The sequence below is a fragment of the Heyndrickxia vini genome (genome assembly GCF_016772275.1).
In the GTDB taxonomy this organism is placed as follows: domain Bacteria; phylum Bacillota; class Bacilli; order Bacillales; family Bacillaceae_C; genus Heyndrickxia; species Heyndrickxia vini.
Window position 1 is genome coordinate 745,548 of sequence record NZ_CP065425.1, and the last position, 12,971, is coordinate 758,518.

General features: G+C 36.8%; 9 protein-coding genes. 6 read left to right on the top strand and 3 right to left on the bottom strand.

What is annotated here, in order from left to right; genetic code table 11:
- Positions 1-17: 17 nt before the first annotated feature.
- The gene (locus I5776_RS03830; RefSeq protein WP_202779044.1) at positions 18-902 is read right to left on the bottom strand and encodes a C39 family peptidase; all 885 of its coding nucleotides are present in this window, start codon (positions 900-902) and stop codon (positions 18-20) included.
- Between the two features lie 155 nt (positions 903-1,057).
- Between I5776_RS03830 and I5776_RS03835 the strand changes: the two genes are divergently transcribed.
- The gene (locus I5776_RS03835) at positions 1,058-2,239 is read left to right on the top strand and encodes a DHH family phosphoesterase (protein ID WP_202779045.1); all 1,182 of its coding nucleotides are present in this window, start codon (positions 1,058-1,060) and stop codon (positions 2,237-2,239) included.
- Positions 2,240-2,361: 122 nt separating this feature from the next.
- Here I5776_RS03835 and I5776_RS03840 read toward each other — a convergent pair whose 3' ends face one another.
- A complete protein-coding gene (locus I5776_RS03840) occupies positions 2,362-4,872 on the bottom strand; it encodes an NEW3 domain-containing protein (protein WP_202779046.1) in 2,511 nt (836 codons plus the stop codon).
- A gap of 311 nt (positions 4,873-5,183) precedes the next feature.
- On the opposite strand from I5776_RS03840, the gene I5776_RS03845 reads away from it, so the two are divergent.
- The 5 genes from I5776_RS03845 to argH all read left to right on the top strand — a co-directional run bounded on the left by I5776_RS03845 (position 5,184) and on the right by argH (position 11,881).
- Complete coding sequence (locus I5776_RS03845) at positions 5,184-6,395, top strand: ROK family transcriptional regulator (RefSeq protein ID WP_246483911.1); 1,212 nt, start codon at positions 5,184-5,186, stop codon at positions 6,393-6,395.
- Positions 6,396-6,409: 14 nt separating this feature from the next.
- Positions 6,410-7,492 (top strand): extracellular solute-binding protein, encoded by a 1,083-nt coding sequence (locus I5776_RS03850; protein ID WP_202779047.1) that lies wholly within the window; start codon positions 6,410-6,412, stop codon positions 7,490-7,492.
- A 14-nt stretch (positions 7,493-7,506) separates the two neighbouring features.
- A complete protein-coding gene (locus tag I5776_RS03855) occupies positions 7,507-8,610 on the top strand; it encodes an ABC transporter ATP-binding protein (protein ID WP_202779048.1) in 1,104 nt (367 codons plus the stop codon).
- Positions 8,607-10,295 (top strand): ABC transporter permease, encoded by a 1,689-nt coding sequence (locus tag I5776_RS03860; protein WP_202779049.1) that lies wholly within the window; start codon positions 8,607-8,609, stop codon positions 10,293-10,295. The genes I5776_RS03855 and I5776_RS03860 overlap by 4 nt, the downstream gene beginning before the upstream one ends.
- Before the next feature lie 95 nt (positions 10,296-10,390).
- Positions 10,391-11,881, top strand: coding sequence for an argininosuccinate lyase (gene argH / locus I5776_RS03865; RefSeq protein WP_202779050.1), 1,491 nt, complete (start codon positions 10,391-10,393; stop codon positions 11,879-11,881).
- Positions 11,882-12,034: 153 nt separating this feature from the next.
- On the opposite strand, the gene I5776_RS03870 is transcribed toward argH, so the two are convergent.
- The gene (locus I5776_RS03870) at positions 12,035-12,682 is read right to left on the bottom strand and encodes an HAD family hydrolase (protein WP_202780673.1); all 648 of its coding nucleotides are present in this window, start codon (positions 12,680-12,682) and stop codon (positions 12,035-12,037) included.
- Between the last annotated feature and the right edge of the window lie 289 nt (positions 12,683-12,971).

Sequence of the window (12,971 nt, forward strand, 5' to 3'; positions counted from 1 at the left end):
CACTGTCCCATTATTTATTAATATGATAATGCACGTTTTCCTAATTGATTGTAATGATATTTCATTTGACTATAGGACAAATGCTTTTTCTTCCCATCCATTGGGTCTACATAATAAAATCCTTTTTTATCGTAACCTGTTAATGCAACAGTATGCGACATGTTAATGTTCCAATAAACGAATTTCCCCCACATCATAACAACTTTGCCTTTTTTTAATTGGGCTTTGATTTGATTAATAGTTGCCCCCGTCATGTTTTTATAACTTCCAGTGTATTTCTTCGTCATTTTCTTTAATCCCGGTGGATAAATGGCTGAACCAGTTGAATTATAGGGACTACCGATAAACCCCTTATTTGGGTTACTTGACCTTGGCATTTCTTTTGCCATTTGCATTTTTGTTACCTTAGCCCCTTTACCCCCAGCGTGGTTAACCATCATTGTAAAAGCTGTAATCTCACATCCAGTAGGTAATTCAGGTCTTTGGCTTATTGCTTTTACATTTAATTTGACTGTGTTTTTACTATTAATAATAAATTTTTTATTTTTAGGTTTTGTAATGTTTGTTTTAGAGGCTGACTTTTTTGAATTTGAACCTTTCATCGGAGCTAGGAGTTTAGATGCCTTTGCCGAAATATACCCAGTTTTCTTGCCAACTTTAATCTTGTAAGCCCCTTTTGCATATCCCTTTCCTCTCGTCCAACTTAGATAGGTGTATTTTTGACCACGTGTAGCTTTTGTTAAACGTTTTGATTTAGGATCCGCTTTTATATTTATATAGGTATATGAATCTATTACTTGGATATTTTTAGAATCAGTTTTTGCTAGAGACTTGGATTCGAAAGCTATTGCTAATGAAATTGTTAAAATAATAGAAGTCAATAACACCAAAAATTTTTTCATTTATCCCACTCCTTTTAAAAAAAGCTTCATTGATTCTTATTACGGAAATATTTTCTATTATATAATGGGACAGTGGACGCGGTCTACTGTCCCATTGGGATAAATTTTATTAGGTAGGAGACACTAACAACTATCTGTTTTTTAGGAGGAATATGATGTATCATCTTTTTTCGCATAATGATTTGGATGGAGTGGGCTGCGGAATTATTGCCAAGCTGACTTTAGGTAATCAAGTAACTGTTAGCTATAATTCAATTTCGAGGCTTAATCATTCGGTAGCACATTTTCTTGAAAATGCTACAGGGAATGAGACTTTGATTATCACCGACTTGTCCGTGAATGAGGATAATGAAAAGAAAATAAATGAGTACGTCGCAGGCGGCGGAAAGGCATTATTAATTGATCATCATAAATCGGCGTTGCATTTGAATGAGCATTCTTGGGCGGCAGTAACAGTAGAGCAAGAAGACGGAAAGCTGACATCGGCTACTTCACTTTTGTATGATTATTTAGTAGAACAAGGGCTGCTAACGAGAACAAAGAGTGCCGATGAATTCGTTGAATTGGTGAGACAGTACGATACGTGGGAATGGGATGCCAATCAAAATTTCATGGCGAAGCAGCTAAATGATTTGTTTTTCATGATTAGTATCGAGGAATTTGAAGAAAAAATCCTTTCCAAACTTGAGAACGATGAGCCTTTCCAATTCGATGAAATCGAAAGCAAGCTGCTTCATGTGGAAGAAAGCAGGGTAACGCGATACATAAACAGAAAAAAACGGGAAGTTTATCAAATGACCATTGGTGACCATTTGGCGGGGGTCGTGCATGCGGAGAACTATCATTCAGAGCTGGGAAATGAATTATCGAAGGAATTCACACATCTCGACTATATTGCGATGGTAATGGTCGGTGGTAAACGAATTAGTCTTCGGACGATTCATGATGATGTGGATGTATCCGAAATCGCAGCAATGTATGACGGAGGCGGTCATCGCAAAGCATCGGGCTGTAACCTAACAGAGAAAGCATTCAAGCAATTCGTTGAGCAGACATTTTACTCCGAACCACTCAAGCGGGATGCATACAACAATCAATTTAATCTAAAAGGTTCTCCGGAGGGTTCGTTCTATAAAGGTAAAAATGATGAAGCTATTTTTGTATATCAAAAAGCCAAAGGGGACTGGGGGATCAAAGTGAACCAAAAGTCTCTTGAAACAGATTTTCCTTCTTTTGAAGCAGCTGAAAAGTATTTAAAGAAAGAATACGTTGCCACCTTGGTTCGTGATGCGGAGTGGATTGATCATTTGATGGGATTTTCACCTTATAAAAAATGAACAAAAACCGCAGAAAGTAGTAGCTTTCTGCGGTTTAATCTAACTATGGTATTAATTGATGTACCTAGGTTCCGAATTAGAAAAAACAAATTATGGAAAGTAGAACTCATCGCCTATTACGATTAATTATTGTTACCATAACTAATTAGGTTTGTGAAAATTCGGTATCCTCCTGGAACTTGGCCTTGGATTTGGCGATAGAATACAAGATTGGTGTATAGGTAGGTTCCTTTTCCGTATTTCGCCATGAGGATGCCTCCTGTAAATGGATCTTCATTTGGATCGGCCATGCTTACAAAGGTTTCAAATTGATTATCCCATTCCATAGGGTAGTAGAGACCGCGTTCTTGAATCCAGTTATCCCAGTCACTATCAGTAATTTTATTCGGATAATTGAATAATGGAGAATCCGGCTTTAGCATGGTCACTTTAGCGTTTTCGTCAGTTACTCTCCAGCGAATGGATGGGTCGCCAATTTTCAACTTATAAGGTGCTGTTTGTAGCGGGTCCCAACGATCACCTGGTTTATGATACTGAACAACTAAATGTCCACCATCTTCTACATATTTTAGAAGGCGAGCATTATTTTGCAATAGGTCATCACGTGACAGATACGCACGGATACCCGTTACGATCGTATCATATTGATTTAAGTCCCCGGTTGCAAGATCAGCTTCTGATAGTTTCGTAATATCGAATCCTGCGTTTGTTAAATAATCCGCTACTTTATCAAAACCACTATCAATATATCCTACTTTTAAATGGTCTGGTTTTAGTAGTTCAAAGGCTACGCCTTTTAGTTCTGCAGGATATTGATAATAAAAGGTACCGATGTGATCATATTTGATTTCCTGAATCGTAGAGTCAAAGGATTTTCCGTTAACAGTTGTTACAGCAGATAGATTGAAATCACCTGCTTGGATGTTTTTTGGTGGTGCGAGTTTAAAGGTTACTTCTCTTTCTTCTAGCTTTTTATCAAAATTCACCTTTGCTGTTTGAGGTGAAACCTTCCATCCGGCAGGGATTTTTAAGCGGACAGATGAGCTTGTTTTTCCTTCTCGGTAGTTTTTGAGCTTAACGGTAACAGGAACTTCTTTTTGAACGTTCGCTGTATTTACAACAATATTTTCAGGTGATAATGTTGCGCTAACATCGGGAAGTACCGCCACAGTACCTTCTAATTCTTGAACATGCACCGTTTTTGTTCCTGATGATTCATATTGAATACTGGCTTGGATTGCAGGTTGTTTGTATGCATGATAGTACTCAGCGTCCTTTGGAACCTTCACATCAAATGAAAGATTTAATTTTTTTCCTGGTTTTAAATCCTTGCTACCGTCCTTACTTGTTACTTTCCAACCTTTTGGTACGTTTAATGAAACATTTACCTTTTTAAGTTTTTCTTTTCCATTGTTATTTAAGCTCACTTGAACTGTTGTTTGTTGCCCTTTCGTAAGTATGTTTGATTGCGCTTTTGCAGTTACTTTTAAATTTGAAGAGATGATGCTTGCAGTTTGGAGTTGTTCTTCTTTGAGTGAAAGCTTATGAAGCAAATCGGCTTTCATTTCTTTATTTAACTTTGCTTTCTTCGTTTTCTTTTCAAGATTTCTTACATCTTTCAGTGCTTTTTGCGTTTGTTTAAAGATACGGTCTCGTTTTGGATAGGAATGAATGATTTGGTTAAGTTCTTGTTGGAGTTTTGTGAATTGCTTTTTTAAACCGTCTTCTTTTGCTGGAAGGGTTTTTGCCCATTCAGAAAAATTATATGGAATACCAGCAAAAAGTTTATTGCTGTTTTTGGATTGAACAGCGGAGTACAGTAACTCTAATTTAAATTGTCTTGGTTCTGAGGGAATATCAGAGCCCATTCCTTGGCTTTTATGCATATAACGCGATTGTTCACCAAGCTGTGGATAAGTCATTCCATAAATAGGATCGTACATCCCAATTTCTAAAGTCGTTGTGACAGGATCGTTGGAACCAGATGGTAAATACAGTTTTTTAATTTGCCAAGTAGATAAACCTTCTTTTAATTGATCTGGAAACACAGTTGGATCAGCAGCATCCTTAAATGCGCGTTCACTGAGAATTTCCATTGTTCTGTGATGCCCATGTTGGGTATCATCATTACGGAAAGAAGGCATGACGATATCTGGCTGGTAAGTACGTATGAATCTAATTAAACGTTCGTAAGTTAAATTTTCTCCCCATTTGCTTAACGTTTCTTCCGGAGTTTTTGAGAACCCAAAGTCATAAATAGAATCAGAGGTAGTCTCGCTTAAATGATAGGCTTTTACACCGGTGATTTTAGCCGCTTCAATCATTTCGCGTGATCTAATAATGCCGAGTGCATTACCTAGTTCATCACCAATTTCATTTTGTCCCCCTTCTCCACGATTGGCAATAAGACTTGATGTTTTCACACCTAATCCGCGGGATAAATAAGCTAGAAAGTCGCTTCGCTCATCATCGGGATGGGCACCCGTATTTAAAAAGGTAACCGTTGTTTCAAGTGGCTTTACAGCATTCCATAAATCTACATCCACTTTTTGTGCTTCTTTTGCGTTCCCATTTAGAGGAATAATAGTAACCGCCAATAAAATGGATAGCAATGCATATACTAGTTTCTTCACTTGTGTAACCCCTTTCATTTTTAGTTAAGGTTTTAAATAGTAGCCACCCCTTTTGTCCTAGGTATTTAGTAGGTTAGTTAATATTCCTAACTAACAGGACCAAAAAAACCTTAAATAATAAATAACATATCGATTGAATAATGTAAATACTCTTTATTTTTAAAAAGTAATCAAAACCTAACTAACTAATCTGAATTGGAGTGTAAATGAAAATATTCAAAAAATATATTGTAAACGTTTTCGAAATAAGTTATATTATCTTTAGTTAATTAGTAAACTTTACTAACCAAAAAGATTAGGGCAGTGATGTTATGAGCTTAAAAGGAACACCTATGGAAATGAAATCCATCAATAAAAAAAGAGTGCTTCAATGTATTCAAGACTACGCTCCCATATCGAGAGCGGAGATTTCAGCAAAAATTAAAATTAGTAAACCGACCGTATCGATATTGGTGGATGAACTTATACAAGATAACTGGGTAATTGAAAAAGGAATTGGTGAAGCCTCCTCCCAAGGAGGAAGAAGGCCGATACAATTATTTTTTAATGATCAGGCGGCTTATGTTATCGGGATCGATATTGGTGGAACAAAAGTAAAAATAATCATCAGTGATTTAAGTGGCAATATTGTAGCTGAAAATAGTTTTAAAACAAATGAATATTTGGAAACGGGGTTGTTAAGTCAAATTTCCAATGAGGTGGAGTGGTTAATCAATAAGGAAAAGATTGCACAAGACACAATCCTAGGGATGGGAGTTGGGATACCGGGAATCACGGATACTGTAAGTGGCTTAGTAGTGGAGGCACCTAGTTTAAATTGGTTCAATTATTCTTTTATTAACGAAGCGAAAAAATATTTCTCATTTCCCATTTATGCTGACAATGATGTGAATGTTGCTGCCCTTGGTGAACAATGGCTTGGCAAGGCCAAAAATAAGAATAATGTTCTCTTTATTGCTATTGGGACAGGGATAGGATGCGGCATTATTATTAATAATCAACTGTATCGCGGTTCCTCCAGTGCCGCGGGAGAAATGGGTTATATGGTAACTGATAAAAAAGATGTGAAAAGCAATTTTAAACCTGTTTTTTATCGATATGGCTATTTAGAAAGTGTAGCCGGAGGAAAATCAATTGGGGAAAAACTAACTGAGAAGATTCGAAACCAAGGTGAGCATCCATTATTTGAAACAGTAAAAAACACTGAATTAAGTGCGGAAACTGCTTTTAAATTAGCACAAGCCGGTGACAAAATAGCCCAGCAAATTATAGATGACGCAACTGATCATTTAAGCTATGGAATTGTCAATGCTGCCAGTTTGTTAAATCCGGAGGTCATTATTTTAGGAGGTGGTGTTTCGAAATCAGCTGAACAAATTTTACCTAATGTACGTGAAATTGTGAATCAATATCTTCCGAGTTCAGTAGAAATCTACACATCACAGTTAGGAGACAACGCAGGGGTTTTAGGAGCTGTTTCACTATTTTTACGAGAACATGAAAGTATCATTAAACATTCATAAACGGGGGGAGAATTATGAAAAAGAAAAAATTAGTTTCTTTATTAGCTACATTATCATTATCTGCAACACTTATTCTTTCAGCATGTAGCTCTGGGGAAAAAAGCTCTGGAACGAATAAGGGAAAAGCAAAAGATTTAGAAGACAAAATTGTTGTTTATTCACCACATGGAAAAGATATTTTAGGTCAATTTGAGAAGCTGTTCGAGGATAAATATGGAATTGATGTAGAATGGCTCGACATGGGCTCCCAAGAAGTATTAGACCGGGTTCGATCGGAGAAAAACAATCCACAGGCAGATATTTGGTGGGGGGCTCCTTCGACAAGCTTTGACCAAGCAAAGGGAGAAAAGCTGTTAGAGCCTTACGAGCCATCCTATGCGAAAACACTTGAAGATGGATTCCATGATCCCGACTGGTATTGGACTGGTACTAGTCAAACACCTGAAGTCATTATGTATAACTCCAAGCTTGTGAAAAAAGAAGATGCACCGAAAGATTGGGATGAACTTCTTGATCCAAAATGGAAGGATAAAGTCATTATTCGCTATCCTCTTGCTTCCGGGACAATGAGAACCATTTTTTCAGCGATGATTTATCGTGATTTTAAAGATTCTCAAGATCCTGCTAAAGGCTACGAATGGTTGAAAAAACTGGATGCCAATACTAAAGAATACTCGGCTAATCCAGAAATGATGTACAACAAAGTGGCAAAAGGAGAAGGGACTGTCACTGTTTGGGATATGCCTGATGTTGTTATGTTAAAAGAACAAAAGAAATACCCATTTGAGTTTATTATTCCTGAAAGTGGTACACCTGTTCTAACAGAAGGAATTGCTATGGTAAAGGATGCTCCACATCCAAAGGCAGCTAAAGCGTTCTATGAATTTGTTAATACACCTGAGGCAGCAAAAATTTTAGCGGAAGAACATTATCGTATTCCAACGAGAAATGATGTAACCGATTTACCGGACTGGATTAAAAATACAGAAATAAAAGAGATGGATATTGATTGGAATGTATTCCAAAGTAAATCGGATGAATGGATGAAATATTGGGATGAAAACATTAAAAATGGCGATAAACAGATAAAAGAATAGGAAGTGAACTAGAAATGGCGTCTATTAATCTCGAAAACGTGCAAAAAGCCTTTGGAAAAGTCGTTGCTGTAGATCAGCTAAATTTAGAAATAAAAGAAGGGGAGTTTTTTACCTTTTTAGGACCAAGTGGCTGTGGGAAAACGACAACTCTACGAATGATTGCCGGTTTTTATTATCCGTCTAAAGGTGTTGTTCGTTTTGGAGAAAAGGACATGACGCGTGTTCCTCCCGAAAAAAGAAATACAGGCATGGTTTTTCAAAACTATGCCTTGTTTCCTCATATGACGGTTTTCGAAAATGTAGCATTCGGATTAAAAGTAAGAAAAGTCGCATCAAGTGAAATAAAAAAGAGAGTTAAAGATGTACTAGGGAAAGTTCGTTTAGAAAAATATAGTGATCGTCAAGTGAGTCAATTAAGTGGAGGACAGCAGCAACGTGTCGCACTGGCAAGGGCATTAGTAATTGAACCCGAAATTCTCCTATTGGATGAACCATTAAGTAATTTGGATGCAAAATTACGGGATGAAATGAGAACAGAAATTTTACGCTTACAAAGTGATTATCATATTACGACCATTTATGTTACACATGATCAGGCAGAAGCTTTATCCATGAGTGATCGAATAGCCGTCTTTAATTTTGGTGTTTGTCATCAAGTAGGGACTCCTTTAGAAATATATAACGAACCAGCTAATGATTTTGTTGCTAGCTTCATAGGGGAAATCAACTTTATCCCAATGAAAATAGAAAATACGGGTGAGAAAACGATTGAAATCAGCATCCTTGATGGGACAAAAAAATTACATGTTAATCATACTTCATTTAATTATCGAAAACCAAACGACAACGAGGATGTCATTCTTTCAATTAGACCCGAGTCTATTAAACTATCATCACAGCGTATGGAGGGTATGAATACACTAGAAGGAAAGATTGAACTGATTCAATTTTTCGGTTCGATGATAGAGGTTCTAGTTAATGTAAATGGTTTGATGCTGCGAGTAAATATGTTAAATTCAAATAATTTTTCGAATCTCCAAAATAGAACAAATGTTTGGCTCAATCTTCCGGAGGATCGTATCCGTATTATTCCAAAGATAAGCGGTGAAATGAAATGATAAAAAATAGGAATAATCGTCTAACGATTTTATTATTAATTCCAATCTTGCTGATTTTAATTGCTTATGTGTTATATCCGTCGATTAAGACTTTAATAGAAAGTTTGTATCAAGAGGGAACCTTTACATTTGCGAATTACTCTGACTTTTTTGTTCAAGAATCAAAAACGAATTTAGAAGCACTGTGGAATTCCCTTTATATTTCCTTATTAAGTGTTTTTGTTAGTGCGTTAATAGGGATTCCGTTAGCAATCATTTTTAATCGATATGACTTTCCGGGCAGGGGGTTCTTTTCGACTGCAGCCATCATGCCAATGGTATTACCTTCATTGGTAGGTGTCATGGCGTTTATGTTTTTGTATGGTGAAACAGGTTTAATTCCCAATGGTATTAAGGACTTGTTTGGCCTAGAGAAAGTTCCTTTTAAACTTGGCGGAGTATCGGGGATTTTGATTGTACATGCATATACGATGTACGTGTATTTTTATATGACCGTATCATCCGCTATTAATAAGATTGATCCAAGTTTAGAGGAGGCCGCTTATAACTTAGGAGCGAGTAAATTTAAAGTCTTTTGGAAAGTTACTTTTCCATTATTAACACCAGCCATCGTCGCCGCTTCACTTCTTGTATTTATGATATCAATGGCCTCATTTAGTGCCCCGTTTTTGCTTGCTGGAGGCTATCGCGTGTTGAGCTTACAAATCTATTTTTCCAAAATTAATGGAGATATGGAAATTGCAGCTACTCAATCGGTCATATTATCAGTTGTATCAATTAGTTTCTTAATCTTTATGAGATGGTACCAGAATCGTAAAGATTATCGGATGGCGACAAAGGGGATAGGTGCGCACCGAAGTGAAGTGAAAAATCCATTTGTTAAATGGACCCTTGTTGTATGTGGAGTCATTGCAGTTATTATATTATTGCTTCCACATTTGACTATTTTATTACTTTCCCTTGTTCCAGATGGTACATGGACATGGCAAACATATCCATCTGTATTTAACATTGAAAATTATCGTCTCTTGTTAGACGATCCAAATATATGGAAGCCAATCAAAAATAGTTTACTGCTTGCTATTCTTGCAACTGCCGGAAATTTAGTGTTTGGGGTTTTAGCTTCTTATCTATTAGTCAAACGAAAATTTGTAGGGAAGAGCCTTGTAGATATTCTAGTTATGATTCCATGGGCACTGCCAGCCACCGTTATTGGGATGAATTTAATCTTTGCTTTTAACGAACCAAATGTTTTTTCTTTCGGAAATATTTTAGTTGGGACCTTTTGGATTCTTCCATTAGCTTATTTTGTACGGCATATTCCATTGGTCGTCCGTTCCACAAACGCAGTATTAGAGCAGCTCGATGATTCATTAGAGGAAGCGTCCCGAAATTTAGGAGCTAAATGGTTTTATACGTTTAGAAAGGTCATTTTGCCGATTATTATGCCCGGAGTATTGTCTGGGACATTACTCGCATTCGTAGAATCGGTAGGGGAATTCCCAACATCGGTACTCTTGTACACACTATCGAATCGACCAATTTCAATTGAGATCATGAATCAATTGCGAATGTTTAACATGGGGCAAGCAGCGGCATATGGAATGTTTCAAATCATCCTTATCGCACTTGTACTCTTTATCTCCAATAAGTTTTTCGGAGTGAAAGCTGAGCAATCGTTGTAAAATAAGTGAACTGCTTTGACTGACGTCATGTTGATTGAAACGAAAAATCAACATGACAGAAATAACAACAACGTCTACTAAATTGGAGTGTTAATATGAATAATTTAGAAGAATTTATTAAAGAGGAAGGTACAGTTTTTCCTGGGAAAACCTATGTTGAAGAACTATTAAAGCCTGTTTTTAATGATCAAAAGGATTACTTATTTCATGTAATGTTTGATATTCATCGTGCTCACGTAATTATGTTGGCTGAAAAAAGCATTATTAGTGAAGAAGAAGCGAAAGTGATGCTAGAGGGAATCAATAAAGTGGCAGAAACGGATATTGATTCTTTACGTTATCAACCACAATTCGAAGATTTATTTTTTATGATGGAGGCTAAAATCGGGGATGAGATTGGCGATGAATTAGCAGGGAAGATTCATATTGCCCGCAGTCGGAATGACATGGGTGTTGCCATGTATCGCCTAGTATTGCGAGAGCATCTTCTCACGACGCTTAGAAATGCCTATCAATTAAGTGAAGCGATACTCGATCAATCGAAAAAGCATAAAGAGACCTATATGACTGGCTATACACATACACAACCGGCCCAACCTACTACACTCGGTCATTATTTATTGGCGATCTATGATGTGTTACAAAGAGATATTAAACGCTTATGGTCAGCTTATGAAACGGTGAATCAATCGCCGCTTGGTGCAGCTGCCTTAACTACTACGGGATTCCCAATTTGCCGTGATCGTACATGCGATTTATTAGGGTTTGATCGGGTGATCGAAAACTCTTACGATTCAATCGGTGGTGCCGATTATTTATTGGAAACCTCCACTGCTGTGATGACATTAATGGTCAATACTGGAAGATGGATTCAAGACTTTTTGCAGCATGTTACAAGAGAATTTAGCTCGTTTCTTGTCGCCGATCCATATGTACAAATAAGCAGTATTATGCCTCAGAAGAGAAATCCGGTTTCCATCGAGCATTCACGTTCAATCGCAAGTAGTGCCTATGGGGATGCACTCGCTGCCATGAATATGATTCATAATACACCTTTTGGTGATATTGTTGATACAGAGGATGATCTGCAACCCCATTTATATCGTGCCTTCAATAATGCAAACCGTGTATTGAAACTTATGTATGCGGTTATTAGCACAATGAAGGTAAATAAAGAACATATGACAAAGATGGCCAGAAAATCTAGTATTACCATTACGGAATTAGCAGATACATTAGCACGTGATTTCGATATACCATTCAGAAAAGCCCATTCCATCGCCAGTCATATTTCGAAAATCACAGTTAAAGAGAAAAAGGAACTCTACAATTGGGATAGTAAAGAAATTAATCAAATTATCAAGGAATATATCGATGTAGTTTTAACTGAAGAAGAATGGAAGAAAATCATTTCACCGGAATATTTTGTGGAAATAAGAAAAATCCAGGGTGGCCCTAGCCCGGATGAGGTTACAAGAATGATTTCTGACAGAGAAGAATTACTTTTAAACAAAGTAAAAGAATATGAGAAAATTAGTATTCGACTGAATGAAAAGCATAAGGAACTTGTTGAATATAGGTTATAAATCGAAGGTTACATTTCTGATTGTGGAAATCTATATTAATAGTTAAGGAAATACAAGAAGACCCACAGGAACGTTACAAACGAAGAGTGGGTCTTTTTTATATATTTGGAAAAGAAGGTTATTATACAAACGGTCAATGAAACCTAAGATATGCTACTCTATCTCTCTAATAACCTCAGACAAGCGCATATCTGCCATTGACTGAAGACGTAAATGATGATTTTCAAAGACTAGATGTTCCGTCACGGGATTTGGTACGATGACACATTTTAAGCCTGCAGCTAGTGCTGCCTGCAGTCCATTGAGTGAATCCTCAAAGGCAATGGCTTCAGTAGGCTTTATATTTAAGGAATGTACTGCTTTTAAGTAAAGATCCGGTGCCGGCTTTACTTTATCGACATCATCCTTTGTAATTAGGAGGTCAAAATAGTGCAGTAGGTTTAATTGGGATAAATAATTCGTCACCCACTTTTTGGATGAACTAGTTGCTAATGAAATTTTATATCCCGATTTCTTCGCATCTTCTAAATATTCCTTTACACCTGCGCGTGCCACGGGTGCCGTCATTTTTTTCTCATAATAGGTTTTGGCTGCATCTTCAATTTCTTGAACATTGCAATCATCTCCAAGTTGCGCCCTGAAATAGGCGTATAATGCTGTATCATCTGAACCGATACATTGAGAAAACTGTTCTAACGGTAAGTCACATTTATACGATTTCATTGTTTCCTTATAAGACTCATACCAAATGGTCTCGGTGTCTAAAATCAATCCATCAAAATCGAAAATTATTGCTTTTATCAATTTTTCCCCTCCCTTACTAGTTCATTCTAACATATTCCTATTCATACATAGTCTAAGAAAATATCTGATTGTTGCCATGAGTCTTTTTTTTAAATCTATTCGTTAATGTTAACTAAAGTATAGAAGGGACAATGGTCCGCTTTTCTTGTCTTTAACTATTTCCAACTACCCATTAAATGAAATAAAAGCAAGGAAATCGTCCCTTTCCCTCTTAGTCACTTATTACCAATTTCATCAAATTGTATTGACCTTCGTAATGGAAGCGCTTTAGAATGTGGGTATATAA